This window comes from Parapedobacter flavus, assembly GCF_035818675.1.
Classification (GTDB): Bacteria; Bacteroidota; Bacteroidia; order Sphingobacteriales; family Sphingobacteriaceae; genus Parapedobacter; species Parapedobacter flavus.
Genome location: NZ_JAYKZZ010000015.1, coordinates 127,077 through 147,404 on the forward strand (window position 1 = coordinate 127,077; position 20,328 = coordinate 147,404).

Below are 20,328 nucleotides of genomic sequence, written 5' to 3' on the forward strand. Positions count from 1 at the left end.
GGTGGAGGCTGAAAATAGATTTATTTATAAATGACTGATTAACAATAATAAAAAATACAATTTTAAACCTTTTTTAACACGGTGAAGCGCATTGTTGATATGTGTTTTCACAGTTGCCACCGATATGCCCAACTGGTTAGCGATCTCTTTGTGCGAGAGATTCTCGAATCTACTAAGGATAAATACCTCTTGCATTTTGGCCGGCATACTTTTAATTTCATTGGTGATCATCTGCATAAGTTCATTCTCATCGAATGCCGAATCTGTAGCGTTGGTGAAACGATCCGCGTATAATGTAAAGCTGGTTAATAGGTTTTCGTGCCTTCGGTTACTACTGATACGATCGATTACCTGGTACCGCACCATCCGATACAGGTATGCGCCGGGTGTTGTTATTTTCGGTAATTCGGCACCTTTTTGCCATATGTTCAGAAAAACCTCTTGCAGGATGTCTCGAGCCGCTTCGTCATCTTGTAGCATACGCTCGGCTTGAAGAAAAAGTGGTGGCCAATAGCGCTGATATAACTCGGCAAAAGCGTCTTTATCGCCGGTTTTGACACAATCCATCAACTCCTCATCGGGCATCGTGTTGTATTTCCCCATCATTCAGCATATAGGTTCATCTTTCAAGAATTTCCAAGTATAAACAAAAAAACCTGAGTTCGATTCATTTTTGTTTAGAAGATTTGGCTATAAATAGATTGGACTAAGAGAGTTGACTCAGGCTTTACCCTGGGTTCACACCACAAACCTACCTTTGCCGTGTAAAAAAACGTACAAACATGCGCGATTGTCGAAAAGTTGTGTTATTATTGCATTAGCTAACTAAACGAAAGGCAATTGATGCAATTCGAAACCAGAAAAGGATGCCTTCCATTGATTCAATAGACAACGAACACGAGCTACTTACCCGGTTACAGAATGGGGACGATACGGCATTCGATGGCCTTTACCACCGATATAGCAACCGTATCTACGGCCGGTTACTCAAGCTGACAAGGTCGGTCGAGATTTCCGAAGAATTGTTGCAAGACGTATTCATGAAGGTTTGGGAGCATCGCGAAAGGATCAATCCGGCGTTGCCTTTCAAATCGTACCTTTTCCGGATTGCCGAACATCTCATTAGCGACTATTACCGTCGCGCTGCCAAAGACCGCCGTGTGTACGACCACCTGCTCCACGTGGGGACAGCGCACGAACAACCTTTTGACGAAGAACGGGAACATCAATTATACCAAAGAAAGCTGGATCGTTTGCAAGAGGCGTTAGGACAGCTCCCGCGGAAATGCCGTGAAGTATATACGCTCTGCAAAATCGAAGGCAAAAGCTACCGGGAGGTTGCCTCAGAGCTCGATATGTCTACCGCAACCATCAGCAACCACATGACCAAGGCCAACAAACTGATCCGTTCGCACCTCAATATTCCCGCTACTGCCATCCTCATCCTTCAGATTTGCTTGGGTTAATCGAAAAATTTCTTACTGATTGATAGCCCGTTAGGGTTCCTGTTTTGAATTTATTCGATTCGGGATAGTGATTTTCAGGGGAGTCCGCGTATTAACCTAGTAAAATCTGAGTTTTGGAAAGAAAACCGCCATACAACCACCGGATCGTTTTCGGTAAATTTTTAGACGGCCGTTGCAACGAGGAAGAGATGCGTTGGCTGCTCGACTACTTTGGCGATGCTGCGCCCGATGATTTAGGCAGGCTGGTTAGGGAGGCATTGGAAGAAATCGGGGTGGACAATGCGATCTCCGCCGAGCGGCAAGCCATCCTGGATGGTGTCCACCGTAAGCTGTCCGCAGCGATAGGCAACACCCGTCAACCTGCAAGCAGATCCATCATCCGTCGCATATGGCCTTACGCAGCCGCGGTGGTGATGATGCTTTCTGTCGGTATCTATTGGCTTGGCACAGGGGGCAATACCCATTTGGTAAGCCGCTATGGAGGCGATGTGCAACCGGGCACCAACCGTGCAACACTGGCTTTTGCCGATGGGCGATCGATCCATCTGAGCGAAGCCCAACAAGGGATTGTCGTCGGTGAAGGGATCAGGTACCTCGATGGGAGTGCGGTTTCGGAATATGGCACTGCCGATAACCGGTTGGCCATCAATGAACAGCGACTCACCACCCCCAACGGCGGGACTTATTCCGTCACCTTATCCGACGGGACCAAGGTCTGGCTCAACGCCGCATCCACGTTGCAATATCCCGCCCGGTTCTCGGGCCCGGAGCGTATCGTCACCTTGGAGGGCGAGGCCTTTTTTGATGTCAAACGACAAACAAGGGGCACAGGCCCCAATAAAAGCAAAATCCCATTCAGGGTCATCACGAATGGGCAGACGGTAGAAGTGCTCGGCACCACATTCGGTATTTCCGCTTACCCGAACGAAGAAACCAAAACCACATTGGTGGAAGGCGCTGTGCGACTGCGCCCGGACGCCGGCGGGTCGGCTGTTTCGCTAACCCCGGGAGAGCAAGGCGTACTGGCAACCGCCGGCTCGATTGCCAAGCACGAGGTAAATGTGTCTACGCACACCGCATGGAAAGATGGACTGATTGTGCTGAAAGGCGCAAGTGTTTCTACCGTCGTCAAACAGATTGAACGGTGGTATGATGTGGAGTTCGTCGGCGCAAGCGGACTAACCGTTTCCGGCGCGTTGTCGGGGGAACTGCCCCGCGGTATCCGGCTCTCGGAAATACTGCAAGCCTTGGAGATGCATGTAGATGCCACATTTAAAATCGAGGGAAGGAGGGTGTTTGTGGAAAGATAAATTACTCCCCATTGTTGTGGAAAGCAGAAAGCCAGGAGTGGTTGCACACCCCCGGCAGATGCTTGGCAACCATTCAAATCGTACTGGCTAACGCATTTTTAAATATTACCAAGCAATGCAAACTTACGCAAAATAGGCTAAGTGAGCATTGTACAACAGATGGATAAATGAAGAAATATTTTAATGTACTCATTGTCGTGAAGCTTACCATTGTTCTAACCGCCGTGTTTGCCCTCCAGGCTACCGCTGGGGCCCTGGCGCAGAAAATAGACCTCGAGGTCAGCAACCAGTCGCTGGTCTCCGTGTTGCATCAATTGCGCAAGCAAAGCGGATATGCATTTCTCTACAACGAAAAAGACCTGGCGCAGGCCGTGCCGGTAACCCTGCGGGTAAAAAACCGCGACCTGAAGGAAGTGTTACCGCTGGTGTTTCAGGGGCAGCCGCTTACCTACGGGATGAAAGGGCGGGTGATATCCGTTATCCCCAAACCACCGCGCGCGGTCGTCCAGCGAGCCGTTACGGGAAAGGTAACCGACGCATTTGACGATGCACCCATAGCGGGGGTAAGTATTTCAATAGCGGGAACCGCGGGTGGCACCAAGACAGACACCGCCGGTGTGTATGAACTGGTAGCGAATGAAGGCGATTCCCTCGTGTTTTCATCGGTAGGCTATTTAACGCAGAAAGTGGCGGTCGGCGATGTCCGGATCATCAACGTGCGGCTTTCGCAGGATACCGAATCGTTGGAGGAAGCCGTCGTGGTGGCGTTCGGAAAGCAAGCAAAGGAAAGTGTGGTTTCATCCATTACGACAATAAACGTGAAGGACCTGAGAACACCGTCAAGTAATTTAACCACGGCCCTCGCCGGGCGGCTGGCCGGTATGGTGGCTTACCAATCGACAGGTGCCCCGGGTGAGGAAGATGCACAGTTTTTCGTGCGTAGTGTAACCTCCTTTGGTAGCGGCCTGACGTCGCCCCTGATCCTCATCGACAACATTGAAGTGACGTCGAGGGATCTATCCCGGTTAAACCCAGATGACATCGCCAGCTTCTCCATCTTAAAAGATGCATCGGCTACGGCACTATACGGAGCAAGGGGCGCCAACGGCGTGGTGCTGGTTACCACCAAGGAAGGGGAGAAGGGAAAGGTGAAAACGTCATTCCGTTACGAAACGTCGATGTCGACGCCTACGACAAAGGTGGATGTGGCCGACCCGATTACGTTCATGGAATATTCCAACGTGGCAAGCATGACCCGCCACGGGCAGCTGACCTACCCGCAGAGCAAAATTGAATTTACCAAGGATCCGAACAGGAATCAGTATGTGTATCCGGCTGTCGACTGGAAAGACATGCTTACGCGTAACCATTCCCTGAACAAACGGGCCAACATTAACCTCACCGGGGGTGGAAATGCAGCACAATATTACCTGGCGGGCTCGTTTTCGCATGATAACGGGATTTTGCAGGTGGATAAGGCTAACCCGTTCAATACGAATATCAATTTGAAGAAGTATTCCGTTCGGTCGAATGTCAACCTGAATTTAACGAAGTCATTGGAGGCCAAGGTTCGGGTGAGCGCCAATTTCGATGACTATTCGGGGCCGATCGGCGAATCGGGCAGTGGCGGGGCACATACCTACGGCAAAACATTGCTGGCCAATCCCGTGCTTTTCCCGGCTTATTATGCGCCGGATGATGCAACACAATACGTCGACCGTATCCTGTTTGGGAATTATACGGGCGACCCTTATGGCGTAGGCTCGCCGGATTATATCAACCCCTATGCGGACGTGATGCGGGGGTATGAAGACGTACGCAACAATACGTTCTTAGCGCAATTGGAACTGCACCAAGACCTGAACATGGTTAGCGAGGGCTTGAAAGCCCGCTTTATCGGCAGTGTAACGCGGTATTCTGGGTTTGGTATTCAACGAAGCTATAAGCCTTACTATTACCAGTATATCAAAGGCACGCATAATCCAGGTGCTGCATTTCCATACGAACTTGCGGCATTGAATCCGGAAGGTGGCTCGGACCACATCGATTATACGGCGGGAAGTAAATTCGTGCAGGCCCGTTACTATGCTGAGGGGGCATTGCTGTATAACCGCCGGTATCAGGAACGGCATGATGTCGGCGGGCTCATCGTGGGGTCGGTAAAGGAAACGATGGATGGCAGCCCTAGCAACCTGGACTCTTCGCTCCCCTCCAGGAACGTGGCGCTTGCCGGACGTTTCACCTATGGCTTGGACCAGAAGTATTTTGTCGAATTCAATTTCGGTATCAACGGCTCCGAACGTTTCGACCCCAGGTTCCGGTGGGGGTTTTTCCCGTCCATCGGAGCGGGGTGGCAGATCTCGAAAGAAAAATTCTGGGATGGACTGGAAGACGCCATCCCACTGTTGAAAATCAGGGGAACGTATGGCCTGGTGGGTAACGATGTCATCGTGTCGCAAAGGGACCGTTTCTTTTTTACGTCCAACATCGACCTGAACGGACCCAACGCAGGCTATTTCGGTAATGATCCCGAAGCCACGTTCAGCAGGCCCACCATCGAGATGCTGCGGTATGCGAACCCCCATATCACCTGGGAAGTATCGTACAAGACCAACTTGGGTCTCGAACTGGGCTTGTTTAACAACGACCTCTCCCTGATTGCCGAGGTTTACCATGAAAACCGGACGAATATCGTGCAGGTGCGTCAGGATATTCCTTCCATCGTGGGATTGACGGCCGGTGTGCGGACGAACTACGGTGAAGCAGTAGGGAAGGGGCTGGATTTGACGCTGAATTACAATAAAGCGATGAACAATTCGATGTGGTACATCGTCCGGGGTAATTTTACCTACGGAACGGCCAAGATAACCGTGTATGACGAATTGGACTATTCGGACGTTGCACCCTGGCGGTCGGTGGTCGGGCAAAAGGTCGGGCAGTCGAGAGGCTACGTCGCCGAACGCCTATTCATCGATGATAACGAGGTGAGCAACTCGCCGGTGCAGCAGGTGAATAGCGCCGGCGGTGAATACCAGGCGGGCGATATCAAGTACCGCGATATCAACGGTGATGGCGTCATCAACGAGTTCGATATCGTACCCATGGGGTATCCCGTTAATCCGGAAATCCAGTATGGTCTGGGCGCCTCTTTCGGTTACAAGAATTTCGATATCTCAGCATTCGTGCAGGGCGCCTCGCGGTTCTCCTTTTTCCTCGATGCAGAAGATATGGCCCCATTTGTCGAGGTGACCTCGGGTGGCCAGCGTGGAAATAGGGCCATGCTGAACTTTATTGCTGAAGATCTGTGGACCGAAACCAACAGGGATGTCTATGCGGCATGGCCCCGGCTGTCGCCGGATGTGGCCGGTGCGGCGATTGGTAGCAACAACAATTTCGTGAGAAGCAATTATTGGATGCGCACCGCCGGTTACCTACGGTTGAAGTCGGTAGAAGCGGGTTATCAAATCCCAGATGTGAAAGGGGTGTCGTGCAGGGTATATGCGAGCGGAACCAATTTACTCACACTCTCTGATTTCAAATTGTGGGATCCCGAAATGCGCGGAAATGGCTTGGCCTACCCGCTGCAGAAAGTGTTCAATCTTGGGGTTCAAATCAACTTTTAATCGAAAAAAATGAGAAAGACGATGAAAAATTTACGCTATTTATTGACATGTACCATGCTGTTTACGCTAGCTGGGTGCAATCAGTATCTGGATATTTTACCCGATGATAAACCGGTACTGGAAGATGCCTTCAAGGACCAGTACAATGCGGAGAAATACCTGTTTACCTGCTACGGCAGCTTACCCGATTTTGTGAACCCATATACTACGCTGGGCATTTCCGGCGGTGGAGATATCTTATACGATCCGCGGAATATGCCGGGGGGTAACCCGGCACATGTGCCCAGTACGATATTGATGCTCTTTAACGGAAATAATACCGTCAATCCGTATATGAATTTCTGGGACGGCCAAAACGGGGCGAGCGAGAACATTTGGCAGGGTATCCGCCACTGCAACATCTTCCTGGAGTATATCCAGGTAGAAAACGGTGGCCCGCGCGACCTGGACCAGATGGTCCGCGAACAGTGGATTGCCGAAGTGAAAACCATCAAGGCCTACCTCCACTATTACCTCCTGCGCCTGTATGGGCCTATCCCGATTGTGGATGAAGTCATCCCGATCTCGGCAAAGGGCGATGAGCTGGCGATGTACCGCGAACCGGTAGACCAAGTGGTGGACTACATCGTGGGTACGCTGGACGACGCGATTGAAACGTTGCCGGTGCTCAACCAGCTGGACGTGGTGAGCGAGTATGGGCGGTTTACCAAAACGATTGCCCGCTGCATCAAAGCAAAGACGCTGGTGCTGGCTGCCAGTCCGTTGTTTAACAATAACAACTATTATAGTGGGATTAAGGACAACCGCGGGGTAGAGCTGTTCCCCAGCGGCAACAGCGAGGAACGGTGGGAGCGCGCGCTGCAAGCCTGCGATGAAGCCGCCCGCTCGGCCGAGGCCGATGGCGCAGCGATATTGGTTACGACCGATGGTGGCAATGGTGCCATACGCGATATCAACAGTACCAACATCAACGATACCACCAAGGCCATGGTGAGCCTGCGGCAAGCGGTGACCGAATCTTGGAATGTGGAACACATATGGTCGACCAATGAAAGCACCCGGCGGCTGCAGCAATTCAGTACCATGCTCAGCAACGACGAATGGTTTAACCTGGCCGGCTCCGGCGGCTCGGATATCGGGCAACGGCAGTCGCCCACGGTGAATGTCGTCGAAAAGTTCTATTCGGCAAACGGCATACCCATCGATGAGGATGCCGACTGGCAGAATAACGGTTGGTACGACAACCGGTATACCACCCAGCTTCCGGATGAAGAACACCAAAAGTATTTCATCAAGGAAGGTCAGGAAACTGCTATCCTGCATTTTAATCGTTCGTTGCGCTTTTATGCTTCGGTTGGTTTTGATGGTGGAATTTGGGAAGGACGGGAGAAGCCGCTGTCCGAAGCGTCATTCCCCAATATGATGCGCTATTTCGGCAGTGGGTTTAAGCATGGCGAAACGTATGGGTTTTATCCGTTTTCCGGTTATCTGACGAAAAAGTTAAGCCACTTGGCAACGACCTATACCGCCACCCGGATTACGTTGATCGACCAACCGTACTCGTTTCCGATTATCCGGCTGGCTGATGTGTATCTGTTGCTCGCTGAATCCTTGAATGAAGTCGGAGGTCCCGAAGCAACTGACTCGCAAGGGAACAATGCGTACCATTACCTGGATGTGATCAGGGCTCGGAGCGGTATGGAAGGTGTGGTAGATAGTTGGGCCAAGTATGCGCTGCCCGCCTATCAGAACAAGCCTAAAGACCGCAATGGGCTGCGCCAAATCATCCGTCAGGAACGGTTGAACGAACTGGCTTTCGAGGGGCACTACTACTACGATGTACGGCGGTGGATGATGGCTGAGGAATTGTTTAACCACCCGATTTTGGGCTGGAATAAGGAAGGCGAGAACAAGGCGGATTTTTACAATATCCGGGTACTGTTGCAACCCCGGTTTTCAATGAAAGATTACCTGATGCCGATCCGGACCAATACATTGTTACAAAACCGGAATCTGGTGCAGAATCCGGGCTGGTAATTATCGATTTAATAGTTGATCAAAGAACATGAACATGAATAGTGCTATAAAATGTATGCTGGCAATGGCCACGGCTGGTTCGTTGCTGTTGACAGGCTGCAACGATACGTACCTGGGTGTAGAACAGCTTAAAACGGATGGGGACGCACCCGGGGAATTGGTTGTTGGTGAGGTGACGCCACACGCGGGGGCCTTGGAGATAAAATTTACCCTTCCGAAAGGGGAACCCGATATTGCGCAGGTGGTGGCCTCGTATACCAATAAGCGGGGCGAACTCATGGAGTTCACCGCGTCGCGGTACAGTGCCACGATTCTGGTGGAAGGGTTTACCGGAACGGACGAGGTAACGGTCGCATTGGTATGCGTAGATGGCAGCGGCAACCGGTCGGGAGAAACGATAGTGAGCGCGGCACCCCTGCTCTCGCCAGTGGAACAGGCATTGACAACGATGACCGTTGAGCCGGCATTCGGTGGTGTCAAAGTCGATTGGGAGAATAAAAGTGCACAACCGTTTGCTATCCATATACTCACACAAGACACGCTGCAAAAAGGGGTTGCCTCACTGCAGGAAGATCCCAGTAAGACCATCTATAACAGCGACTCGGCGAATACTACCGCTTATGTTCGCCAATATCCGTCCATCGAGCAGGAATTCGGCTTTGTGATATCGGATAAATGGGGGAACCGGACGGATACACTGATACATTCACTGGTTCCATATAAAGAGGTGGAAATCGATTATAACAAGGTAGAGGCCGTTTCGTTTTTTAACCCCACACTGTATGCCGGAAGCCGTGATTATGGTACCTACGGTATAAATCCGGCGACCGGAATCCAGAACGACGGAAACAGCCACGGAGCGAATTTTTCTCCCCAGACTATGTTTAATGGTATCGCGACGGGGAACCGATTTTACGGGTATAAGTTCGTAAAGAACCTTGACGATCCTGACCCGGCGAACCGCGAGACCGTACATGATTTCTATTTGACGTTCGACCTGAATATGGATGTACGGCTCAGTCGGGTGAAAATATTTCCGCGGACAGCCCTCGTTTACACCTATACGCGATCCAGCGTAAAGCGCTTCCGGATATGGGGTACGAACGATGCCAACGCGCAGCGATGGGAGAAATTCCCGGAGACCTGGACATTGATCGGTGAATATGTTGGCCGGGAACCCGCGAACTTGGCCAGCTTAACCGATGAGGAAATTGAGTATTTCAATACGCAACAAGAATACGCCATTGCAGAGGGTAATGTCAACCCGGAGGGACAGCCGACGGAAAGTTTCCGTTATATGCGAATCCAATTGATGGAAAGCTACAATGCGAATGAAGCGTTTTATACAATCAACGAGTTCCAGATGTTCGGCGAAGTGTTGAATACGTACTAATCCTAATACGATCTTTAAATTAAAGAGGAATGAAGAGCAAATATGTCTATATAACCGCCTTGTTAATGGCCATCCTTTATGCAGGCTGCGAAAATGCCAATGAGCTATTGGATCAGCACCTTAAGAACGGCCCCATTGTTTATGCCGGTAAAATCGATACCCTGGATATGCAGTCGGGGTATTATCGGCTGCGTGTAAACATCTATCCGGCCGAAGATGTGAACCGGTCGCATTGCGTACTCCGCTGGCAGGTAGCCGGTGGCGAACGCGACTCTGTGATGGTAGAATTTGTGGAAGCGAATTATGATGAAGATTTAGCCTGCTACTATACTCTGATCCCGCTGGCGTCTGTGGAAGGTAACCTCCTTATCGGCGCACAAAACGTCGATACCTTTGGCAACCGGTCGCTCGTTACCAGCGAAGGGGCATTTATTTATGGCGATAGCTATGTGTCTACGTTGGTGAACGCATCGGTGAACTTTTTGCCCGAAACGGACGAGATTACATTCGAGCAGAAAATAGGTGCGGTGGGCAACCTGGTCAGCTATGAGCAGGCCAACGGACAGTTTACCGAGGAAGTGCTGGTGAGGGACGGGAGTTTTACGCTCGTCGATGCAAAACGGGGTGGGATTTTACGGAGTAAGACAAGGTACCTGATTACGGAAACCGATATCGACACGTTGGCGGCGCCTAACTATTTGGAGACGGTGATACCATAAGATAAAACGATAGACAGATGAAGAAAATATATGTAGTGTTGATGGCGCTGCTGATGGTCCTTTCAGCAGGCCAATCCGGATATGCACAATCGGATAAACGGGGCATGCGTGATGCTGTCCGGACCATGGAACAGTTTCGGAAAACATCGCCGTTTGTGCTGGATGACGAACGATTACGGTTTTTAAACACGTTTCAGGTTTATGCGGACAGTCTGGAGGCCACGACGTTTAAAGCCTATTTGAACAAGCCGGAAGCCGAAGTCGAGCAGATGGAAGCCGGTATTCCGATGATCTATTGTTACCGGGAGGCATTTGATAAGGTGCTGCACGAGGTGAAAAATACCAAGGTGAAGGAAGGAACAGCATTGGTCTGGTTGCTTTATAATATGGGTTTTGTAGTGAAGACACCTTCCGGTTGTTTCGGTATTGATGTAGAACACCGCTTGGCAGAACAATTAGCACCTTATTTGGATTTCATCGGGATCACCCATAATCACGGCGACCACGCACATGTGAAGCTGATGGAAGCGATGACGAAAGCGGGAAAGCCCGTGATCACCAATTTCTATAAAGGCTGTGCCGAATATAGGTCAACAACGGCAACCAGCTATCAAGTTGGGAACTTTACCATCCGCACGGATATTTCCAGTCATCTAAGAAATCCCAAGCTTCCTGACTTCGTGATGTCGCTGCGGATAGACTGTGGCGACGATGCCGGCAATTTCTCTTTGCTATCCTGTGGGGATTCGGGTTTTGAATCCGATCGCTTTGCCAATGTCCAGGGCGATGTGGATCTGTTGGTGCTTCGTTGGGGTGCGCCGAGGGAAAATGATATCATCGGCACAGGGCCGGGACTCGTCAATCCACGCTACGCGGTGTTGTCCCATTTAATCGAGCTGCGGCACGAGCCTAAAGGTCAGGCCTCGATTACCCAGACACTGAAGCATCTTCCCGGGGTAAACTGCGAAAATACCCTGCTGCCGTTTTGGGGAGAGCAATTCGTTTGGGCGGATGGTAAACTGCAATAGACAACTCACCGTTTGCCGGGCACCGTATATGCTGCTGTTGATATGAACCACATTAAGCATCCCGAACGGCTCATCCGGGCATTGGGTAAGCGGCTGAAACATGTGCATATTGCAGATGGTACCGGCGATGCCGAAAACCATTGGCTTCCCTGCTCCGGCAAGGGGAACAATGATTGGCCCGCCATCCTAGCCGCGCTTGATGAAGCGGGGTATGCTGGGCCCTTCATGTATGAATGTGCTTAACGCCGTTTCTTCATTTTGTTAAGCCAGATCAGCGTTCCCGTAATGGGTAAGGTCGTGGCCACCAAACACGCGAGAAAATAGAGCAGCTTAGTGAATTGGCCATATACATTGCCCACATGCAGCGCTTTGATGGAACTTGCCACCCGTTCATTGAACGGTTTGTCACGGAACACGGTTACTTCTTTCACTACGGCCGTTGCAGCATCCAAGCTCACTTGGTCACTGGCGGCAGGTGCAAAAAATCCGGTTCGGTTTTTCCGGATGGATAGGGTCGTAGCGCCATCCTGCGGCAACGACAGCTGGTAGTCGCCCGTATAGGGGAGCGCCGCATCGGTAGCGGCGAGGTAAGCCGAGAAGGGGAGCAGCTCAATAGGAGCGCGTTGATCGGCAGTTGCGGTGCTGCCCGTTTCATTGGTCGCCGTAGCAGGGCGTTCCGGTCGCTCACCACCGCGTTGTGCGGGTCGCTCCTGATACGTGCCCAACGCTTTTTGGAGACCCGTTCGATACCAAGGGAAAGACCATTGCGGTCCGGTGATGCCCATCAGGAATAAGAAGATAAGGGAATAAAAGGCCAAGGAGTTATGGAGGTCGTGGTTGATGCGCTTCCAGTTGGCGCTCCATTTAATGGTAAGCCCTTGCCGCCAGTTTCTCAGCTTTTGCGGGAACCAGATGACCATACCCGTTAACACCCCCAGCGTAAATAGTATCGTAGCGGCGCCCGATAGGTAACTGCCCAGCTTCCGGTTGGGCAAATCGCCGATGAGGGGTTCTTCTATCCTGTCCAGCAGCAGCCAGCGGTGTAAGCTGAACAGCATTTGCATAAATTCGTCGGTTTTGGTCACTTCCTCGGAAGTGTCCGTAACCAGCCCGGTATACGGATTGACGTAATAGGTGGTACCCCGGCGACTGTCATCGCCGTCTACGCGGACCGTGAACGTATAGGTGCGGGCGGGGTCTGCCGGTATACCCACCGCGGTGACCGTGCCACCGGATAGTTCAGCGATTTTTGATATAAACGAGTCGGCCCGAGTCCGATCCCCGTCGGCCGGTACCGCTACCTTGTGCAGGTGGGGCGACGCCCATTCGCGCAACTCCGTATTGTAGGTATAGATGGTACCACTGAAACAAATAACGACAACTACGATGCCGCTGATGAGGCCCGCCCATAGATGGATGTCGTTGAACAGCTTCCGGGTCTTTTGCCAGGTTGTTTTTTTGCGTGTTTGCTTAGCCATCGGTGTTTAGTTGGAAGTTTAAAAAGCGATGTCCCGGATCGCTGACGATCCGGGACATTCCTATTTCGTAAGTAGATGTTTATGTTCTAGTAAGCACCGATATAATGACTTCCTGAGCCGTTAACCAATTTGGCTCCTTTCGTAATTTCCTTGGTTTTCCAGTTAATCACATACAGGTTGCCGTCCTTACCGGTGGGCGTTAATGGTAAATATATGTAGTCACCGTCTGCACCGATGTTTTGGAATTGACCGAGTGCCGTAGCCATGGCTTCATCACCTTCATTGTCTGTGGCCAAGGCAGTCGCCGTCAGGTTATTCAGGTCAACCAGGGCAAGGTAACCACCGTCGACCGTTCCCTTGGTATATAGGACCGCACCGATGCCATCTTGTATATAGCGGAAGGCCCGGATGCCGGCGTCGTCAATGCCCAACGCTGCATTTAAATCAAAATTGTATGAATTATCGTAATCGTTCGTCGATTTGTCGATGCGTAAGATCTGGTGCCCACTACCCATGGCCGTTGCCGCTTGGTAGATATGCCCATCGGTACCGACGTATTGTGTCATGGTACGGTACGATAAGTTGTCGGTTTGTGCAACGGTAGACGTGATGATTTTTGGATTCCGCAATGAGGGGAAATCGACCACATAGGTTACCGTACCCAAATCACGCTCTTCCGTTCGGGCCCAGCTTAACGATCCATTCCGGCTAACTTCCAGTTCCCTGTTGTCGAGGTCGTGCCTGCGGATGCCTACGCCAATGAACAGTTTGTCTTTTGCTTCGTTCAATACGGGCACGTCCGCGCGCCATACATGGTACCCTTGGCTTTCCAGTTCCTCGCCCAGGTCCACTTCGATGGTCCCTGTATTCTTAATGGAGTTTTCGTTTAGGTCGATGTAGGCCATACGGATTTCACCTTTCGGATGCTGATACTCGTGGTTGGGTACGTCCCCAGTGTATGAGTCTCTGGCGTTGACAAAGGAAACGCCTACGCCGATACCTTCAGCGGCTTTGGTCCAACGGGGTGAGGAGCCCAGAATAATAGCTGTATTCAACTCAAAGCCGTCTTCTACGTATTTGCCTTCACCGGATACTTTATATCGGTTGAAGGTACCACCTTCGGCACCGGTATACTGGATATTGTAGAGGTATTGGCCATCGGCCGATGCTTGTACACGTGCCGTGCGCTGCGATTTCAACGAAAATCCGTTGCCGGCATCGAATATCTTTACTTCGTAGTTCGGGTCTGCGGCGTTTTCGGGTGTAATGGCATAGGCCAGCGTGCCGCCGTTGCCCGCTGTGCCGTTCTCGTCGGGGAATGAAGCGGTCAGCGTAATCCAACGTGTGCCGTCTTCAACGGGTGGTTCCGTGGAAGGATCGGGGCCTTCACTTTTGCTACAGCTGCCTAGCGTTATTGCCGCAAGTGCCGCCGCAAACATCATTTTTGTTAGTTGATTATTCATGCTATCTGTTATTTATAAAAATTTACTGATGGTATAATTCAATTTGAAATAGATGCCCCGCCCGGGCTTCTGCACCATGAAGTTGTCGTACACTTCGGCGTTAAAAAGGTTTTTTACGTCTAGACTGGCCACAAGTTTTCCGCTAGGGAATCGGTAACTAGCACCGAGATCGTGAGCGAATTGCGTAGGGGTTTTCGACCATTCGGGTTGCCCCCACACGATATAGAACTCGCCGACATAGCCCATGTTGTAATACAGGTTCATGACCGATTGGCGTTGGAAAATATCGCGCAGCCGGTATTGGATATTGGTATTGATGGTAAAGAAAGGCTCATTGGGTACCTGTTCGTTGTAAAGGTCGTGATCTTCGCCAGCGACATCATTACCACCTTTGAATAGGTTATTGAACTTGGAGAAATTTACCGTGGCATTCAGGCGGTTGTCATAGATGTAGTTGATTTCACCCTCTACACCACGTGCTTGGGTTTTACCCAAATTGATGTACCGGGTAGTTTGGATATCGGCGTCCGATTCCTCGTCGATTTCGTCTTCATCCACCACTTGCTGCGTGATTTTGTCAAAGCCGTTCCGCCAAAAGGCGCTGCCGTATACGGACAAGCGGTGCTTGCCGAAGTCGACCATCCCCCAGCGGAGTCCGAGGTTGTAATTGATGTTTTTTTCCGGCATCAAGCAGAGGTTGGGCAGGATGTTGATTTCAGGGTCGCCATACAACTGCCGTTCGCTCGGCATAATCTGGGCATTTTCGCCCGAGGCAATCACGAAAAGGTCGGGAATGATGTTGTACGATAGGGTGGCACCATAGCCGAAGTTGTCGGCAAACGTGGCCGTGTCACGCCGCACAAGTACGAGCTGTCCATCTTGGGTAACAAATTCCGGCCGGCTGGTACTGGTCCGGTTGGCCGTGTATTTGACCAGCAAGTTGGTGCGCAGCCGATTGTTCAGTGTCTGTGCCTCGTAGTTGGCGGAAAGGATGTTTTTAGCCAGTTTGCTGATGGTCACCAAATCTTTATTAATGGGGTTCAGCAGGTCATTGTCGTCCCGGTCTGTGGTTTCAAATTTATGGTTTAACGAGACGCGATGCCCCTCAGCGATAGTATAGCCGAGGTTTGAACGGATGTTGGTAATCTTCCGGTCGATCTGTGAGATGGTCTTTTCGCCTTGCTGCCCGCCCCCGGAGGTCCGGAGTGGCACGCGTTCGCCAAACTCGATCACCTCCCGCACGGTCCCATCCCAGTTATAGGCGAAACCCACGGTATCTTGCAAGTATGTGCTGCGGTTGCTGTGCACGGCATTGACTGTCAATGCCAGCCCATCCGCCAATAGGTTGGTTTTATGATAATTCAAGCTTAATACATGTGCCTGGAATTCCGAAAAGCGGCCTACGTACGGCACAGCCATCGTGGTGCCGTGGGGGATTTCGTTATAGGTATCTGAAATGTTGTATCCTAGAAAGAACTGATCCGCCCAGCTGACATCGGTAAATCCCGCCTGGAAACGGCCACCTAGCGACTTATAAGTATCGTTGAATCGTTTAGCACGGTAGGGTCGGGTGATCTGTTGCAGGTGGTTTACATAGGTGGTCGACCGTCCCCATGTGGTAAAGCTATTGTCAGTATAGGTATAAAATCCCGACGCCCGTATGGAGAAGCCACTTTTTTTATCGCGGAAGGTAGCACCTACATCGGTCTGGAAAGTGTTGAACGACCCGTAAGAGGTGGCAAGGGTGATGTTATTCTGCGATGCGTCCTTCTTCAACACCACGTTGATGGCCCCGCCTACATAATCGCCCGTAAGGTGCGACGGCAGCACGCCCTTATACACCTCGATACGCTCGATCATCGCTGGCGGGATGTTGTTCAGGTTGAACGACGAACCGTAGGTGGAGATTTCGATACCATCTAAAAATAAACCAACAGCGCTGCCCGACAAGCCGTTGAGGTTATATTCTACCTGCGAGCCGATGCCTCCGTTTTGCCGTACCCGTACGCCCACGGTACGGTCGAGGAGCTCATTGGTGGTCAGGTTTCTTAGTGATGCTTCTTTCGTCTCTACGATGGCCACCGCAAATCCGCTGGTTTCCATTTCCTTTTTTTCGGTATTCCGCGAAACCATCGCCTCGTCCAGATCGATCGCTTCGTTTTCCGTTGCAACAAGGTTTTTTCGTTGGCGGGCGCGGACGACAGCCACAGACGTCTCCATCGGTTGGATTTCAAGCGACGTGACAACGAGGGTGTATTTACCGAAAGACACATCCGCAAATGTATAATTGCCTTTTTCGTCGGTCATCGTCGCCCGATTACCGGGTTTTAGCATCACCGATGCGCCCGCTACCGGCTGTCCGGAGGAGACGGTAACGGTACCCGAAAGCATGGCGGTTTGGGCGAAACCCAGCGCGGTGCAGAGGGTGAAAAACACGGCGCATAAAAGGCGGGTGATATACTTTCGGAGACTCATTATTTGTATGTAGTCTAAATAACTTATATTTGGCGCAAATATAGGGTTACGGTTAACCTGAAAATTATAGAAAACGGAAAATCACTTATAAATGGCGGAATTTATAGGCATGGGTAGTGGACTAACGCACGCAGGATTGGCGGATGGGGAGACCCACACGGAAATATGGGTTGGCGGCCAGGTGACGATAAGCCGGTCGGGTACGTTTACCTACTATCGGTTCCACACCTCGTCTGCGGCCCACCGTTTCCGTATGCTGGCACAACCGCGCCCGGAAGTCCGCCTGGTGTACGTTGCCCAGGGGAAGGGCATCCAAGTAGGCTGCCACGGGCCAGCGAAGGTGTTTTCGGACGGTGAAAGCGACTGTTCGTTGGTGACCGAGGGATGTACGCAAAACATTGGCATTGATGGCGAAGGTAGCTGTGAACTGTTCATATTGGTTGTCGGGCTTCCGGATTTCCCATTGCCTAATGCTGGCCGGCCGTCATATCTTAATAAATTCTTGCGTACCGATACATGTGCCTGGCTATTGGGTGGACGGGGTATGGTGTTGGGGATGCGGAAGGTAGCGGTGATCCAACAGCTGCTGCATGATAAGAAGCCGGTTTATTTACAGCGCGCCTATACCCAGCTGAAACTGGCTGAGCTTTGGGTGCTTTTTCTGGAAAAAGCCGATCATTTCAGTAATGAAGGTGCGTTAGCCCGGCTGCGATCCGAAGAGTTGGAGCGGATGCAAAAGGTAAGGGACCTGCTGTATAACCAACCTGCCCGGTCGTATTCGCTGGTCGGCCTCGCACATGCGGTGGGCACCAATGAGGCTACCTTGAAAAAGCACTTCAAGGCGGTTTACGGCACCACCGTATTCGGTTACCTTACCGCGCGGCGCATGGAACTGGCGAAGGCGTTGCTGCTATCCAAGGAATTGAAGGTGGCGGCGGTGGCGCAGGAAGTCGGCTATAAGTATGCGTCGCATTTCACTGCTGCTTTCCGCAAGCATTTCGGTGTGCTTCCCAACAAGCTGTTGCGTATGGTTCTGCCGGCATTCCCCGTGCTGGGCGAGCTTGAAACCATCTGCGCCTTTTTATTCGCTGCCTAACCCGAAATCGGCCAACACCGGAAGGTGGTCGCTCAATGCAAACCCGTTCGGGTCCTCGTTATTCATCCGGAAATTCCCTTCGTACAGTGAGCGGCAAGCTTTGATGTGCCGGGCAAATGTCCCTGTGCAGTAAATGTAGTCGATCCGTTTCGCGGGTTTGATGGCGTTGGCCGTAAAGCCATCGCCTTGGCCTGCCGCTGTAAATGTGTCGACCAATGAACCGCTATTTAACCGCTTGTATTCCTCGGTGTCCGGCCTATGGTTCAGGTCGCCTTGGAGGAGGATGGAATCCGCATCGCCGGCAGCATCTTGTGCGATGGCTGCCTGCATTGCCGCAATTTCGTCCAATCGGATGCGGGTATCGTTTTCCTCTTTTGCAAATGGCCACAGATGGGCGGAATGGACAACGATGGATTTGCCATTTGGTAAGCGAAGTTTGGCTTTTCCCCAGTGGCGGGTGAACAGTTCCTCCAGGTCGCCGTTTTTGTCCGCAAACGGCCGGGTTTCGGCGCTCAGGATTTCAAAATTGGTGAGGATGGCTCCCGGGAATTTTCCCGAACCATCTTTTCCGCCGGGGAAGAATGCGTATGACATATCCAGCATCTCCGCCATTTCTGCAACGGTTTTTTCATCGGGACCCTCCGAGAAATTGATAATATCGGGCCGGTACAGCGCCAGCTCCTGCATAATCCGCGCGGGGATCTGCCCCAAATCCCGGGCGGCTTTGATTAACGTGCTCTGTTCGCCCGGGGGTAAGTTGCGGCCATTGATGCCTTTATATCCAATACAGCCATTGAAGATGTTATACGAAATCGACCGGATGGTTTTTATATCCGTGCTGAAGCTGCCATTAGCAGCAGCACTACCAAAGGCTTGTTCTGCCCAAGCAGCTTTCGTTGATGAAAGTAAACTTAAACCAAGGAGCGATAGCGCCGATTGTTTTAGAAATGTCTTTCTTGTCGTCATGGATCCGGGTACTGTTTTGCTGTTTTTATACATATCGTGAAATTGGCTGTACGGACTCAAAGGTGCCGAAACAAAACTAACGATATTATTGTCAAAGTGTGAACTTTTTCAACGCTAGTTGCTACGATCCTGCCACTCCACTTCGAGTTTTTCCCTGTAGGCGAATTTATCCAGGTGACGGATGAGTACGCCTTTGATTTTTTCCACGCTTTCCGCATTGTCCGCGGCGATGTCAAACGTAAGGTGGGTGGGTGTGGCTGCCATGTTGCAGGTGCCGAAAGGGAAGGTGGCGAGCCCGGTCGTAGCCGTATATTCTGTTTCGATTTTATGCCGGAAATGCCGGCACAGCTGGCCGATGTATCGGCTTGCCGCTTCGGTGGCGATTGTTGTTGTTGATTTCATGTGTAATCGTCCTCTTAGGGATGGTTCAATTCCATCGACAAACAAAGGTAGTACTAATTTTGGGTCTTTATCTCATATGGATTCAGCACTCTCCGTCCACGATCAGGTTCGGCTTGCCTTGGCTGCAGCGTTCCACACGTATGCGTACACCATACACCGATTCGATCACCGCGGGTGTAATGGCTTCGGTAGGGGAGCCTTGGCTCACGAGTTTGCCTTGGTGCATCACCACCACCCGGTCGGCCCAGCGCATGGCCAGGTTAAGGTCGTGCAGCACCATGATAACGATGCGCCCGTCTTGCGCAAAGGAGCGGGCCAGGCGCATCACCTTCAATTGATGGCGCAGATCAAGCGCACTGGTGGGTTCGTCCAGCAAAAGGATGTGGGGTTCGCGTACCACGCTCCGCGCCAGGCTGGCCATCTGCCGTTGCCCACCCGACAGCTGGTTGAGGGGCTCGAGGGCTAAGTGGGCGATGCCGATGCGCTCCAGCACCGTAATGGCACGGCGGTGCAATTGCTCATTGTGGGTAGTGGCCGCGTCGAAGGGCGATGCCTTCAGGGCACTGATAATGGCCTCCATCACCGAAAGGTTGATATCGGTCGGTACGCTTTGGGGCATGAAGCTGACATACGATGCCCGTTTCCGCGGGGAAAGCGTGGTCAACTCGTTCCCTTCATACTGCACCGACCCATGGGCATGCAGCAAACCCGCTATGGCACGCAGCAGCGTGGACTTGCCCGCTGCGTTGGGGCCCGTGAGTACCGTTACCTCCCCGCTAGCCAATGGCGGCAGTGTGAGGCCGTCGATTACCTTTTTCTTGGGGTAACCTGCGTGGATTTCGCTAACCTGGAGTGTTGCCATGGAATCCCTT

General features: G+C 51.6%; 16 protein-coding genes. 9 read left to right on the plus strand and 7 right to left on the minus strand.

The window, feature by feature from the left end:
• Window positions 1-24: 24 nt before the first annotated feature.
• Entirely contained in the window at window positions 25-606 is a 582-nt protein-coding gene (locus U9S71_RS12765) for an RNA polymerase sigma factor (protein WP_326327893.1), read from the minus strand.
• 260 nt (window positions 607-866) lie between these two features.
• Between U9S71_RS12765 and U9S71_RS12770 the strand changes: the two genes are divergently transcribed.
• The 8 genes from U9S71_RS12770 (at window position 867) to U9S71_RS12805 (ending at window position 11,819) form a co-directional block, all read left to right on the plus strand.
• Window positions 867-1,466 carry an RNA polymerase sigma factor gene (locus U9S71_RS12770; protein ID WP_326327894.1) on the plus strand — a complete coding sequence of 200 codons (600 nt, stop codon included), beginning with the start codon at window positions 867-869 and terminating at the stop codon, window positions 1,464-1,466.
• A 113-nt stretch (window positions 1,467-1,579) separates the two neighbouring features.
• On the plus strand, window positions 1,580-2,776 hold the full coding sequence (locus U9S71_RS12775; protein WP_326327895.1) for a FecR family protein: 1,197 nt from the start codon (window positions 1,580-1,582) through the stop codon (window positions 2,774-2,776).
• Window positions 2,777-2,943: 167 nt separating this feature from the next.
• Window positions 2,944-6,399, plus strand: a complete 3,456-nt coding sequence (locus U9S71_RS12780; protein ID WP_326327896.1) for a TonB-dependent receptor — start codon at window positions 2,944-2,946, stop codon at window positions 6,397-6,399.
• Between the two features lie 21 nt (window positions 6,400-6,420).
• Window positions 6,421-8,436 (plus strand): RagB/SusD family nutrient uptake outer membrane protein, encoded by a 2,016-nt coding sequence (locus U9S71_RS12785; RefSeq protein ID WP_326327897.1) that lies wholly within the window; start codon window positions 6,421-6,423, stop codon window positions 8,434-8,436.
• Window positions 8,437-8,470: 34 nt separating this feature from the next.
• Window positions 8,471-9,829, plus strand: a complete 1,359-nt coding sequence (locus tag U9S71_RS12790) for a DUF5126 domain-containing protein (protein ID WP_326327898.1) — start codon at window positions 8,471-8,473, stop codon at window positions 9,827-9,829.
• Between the two features lie 29 nt (window positions 9,830-9,858).
• Window positions 9,859-10,548 (plus strand): DUF4998 domain-containing protein, encoded by a 690-nt coding sequence (locus tag U9S71_RS12795; protein ID WP_326327899.1) that lies wholly within the window; start codon window positions 9,859-9,861, stop codon window positions 10,546-10,548.
• Between the two features lie 17 nt (window positions 10,549-10,565).
• On the plus strand, window positions 10,566-11,576 hold the full coding sequence (locus tag U9S71_RS12800; protein ID WP_326327900.1) for an MBL fold metallo-hydrolase: 1,011 nt from the start codon (window positions 10,566-10,568) through the stop codon (window positions 11,574-11,576).
• Window positions 11,577-11,618: 42 nt separating this feature from the next.
• The gene (locus tag U9S71_RS12805) at window positions 11,619-11,819 is read left to right on the plus strand and encodes a sugar phosphate isomerase/epimerase family protein (protein WP_326327901.1); all 201 of its coding nucleotides are present in this window, start codon (window positions 11,619-11,621) and stop codon (window positions 11,817-11,819) included.
• On the opposite strand, the gene U9S71_RS12810 is transcribed toward U9S71_RS12805, so the two are convergent.
• The 3 genes from U9S71_RS12810 to U9S71_RS12820 all read right to left on the minus strand — a co-directional run bounded on the left by U9S71_RS12810 (window position 11,816) and on the right by U9S71_RS12820 (window position 16,992).
• Window positions 11,816-13,054 (minus strand): PepSY-associated TM helix domain-containing protein, encoded by a 1,239-nt coding sequence (locus U9S71_RS12810; protein WP_326327902.1) that lies wholly within the window; start codon window positions 13,052-13,054, stop codon window positions 11,816-11,818. The genes U9S71_RS12805 and U9S71_RS12810 overlap by 4 nt on opposite strands.
• Window positions 13,055-13,140: 86 nt before the next feature.
• Window positions 13,141-14,517: a DUF4374 domain-containing protein gene (locus U9S71_RS12815; RefSeq protein WP_326327903.1), complete on the minus strand. Its 1,377-nt coding sequence runs from the start codon at window positions 14,515-14,517 to the stop codon at window positions 13,141-13,143.
• Window positions 14,518-14,529: 12 nt separating this feature from the next.
• A complete protein-coding gene (locus tag U9S71_RS12820) occupies window positions 14,530-16,992 on the minus strand; it encodes a TonB-dependent receptor (protein WP_326327904.1) in 2,463 nt (820 codons plus the stop codon).
• A 91-nt stretch (window positions 16,993-17,083) separates the two neighbouring features.
• Between U9S71_RS12820 and U9S71_RS12825 the strand changes: the two genes are divergently transcribed.
• Window positions 17,084-18,088 carry an AraC family transcriptional regulator gene (locus tag U9S71_RS12825; RefSeq protein WP_326327905.1) on the plus strand — a complete coding sequence of 335 codons (1,005 nt, stop codon included), beginning with the start codon at window positions 17,084-17,086 and terminating at the stop codon, window positions 18,086-18,088.
• Here the strand turns inward: U9S71_RS12825 and U9S71_RS12830 are convergent.
• The 3 genes from U9S71_RS12830 to U9S71_RS12840 all read right to left on the minus strand — a co-directional run bounded on the left by U9S71_RS12830 (window position 18,074) and on the right by U9S71_RS12840 (window position 20,318).
• Window positions 18,074-19,054, minus strand: coding sequence for an endonuclease/exonuclease/phosphatase family protein (locus tag U9S71_RS12830; RefSeq protein ID WP_326327906.1), 981 nt, complete (start codon window positions 19,052-19,054; stop codon window positions 18,074-18,076). The genes U9S71_RS12825 and U9S71_RS12830 overlap by 15 nt on opposite strands.
• 114 nt (window positions 19,055-19,168) lie before the next feature.
• Complete coding sequence (locus U9S71_RS12835) at window positions 19,169-19,456, minus strand: DUF2218 domain-containing protein (protein ID WP_326327907.1); 288 nt, start codon at window positions 19,454-19,456, stop codon at window positions 19,169-19,171.
• Between the two features lie 82 nt (window positions 19,457-19,538).
• Window positions 19,539-20,318, minus strand: a complete 780-nt coding sequence (locus tag U9S71_RS12840) for an ABC transporter ATP-binding protein (RefSeq protein ID WP_326327908.1) — start codon at window positions 20,316-20,318, stop codon at window positions 19,539-19,541.
• Window positions 20,319-20,328 lie beyond the last annotated feature (10 nt).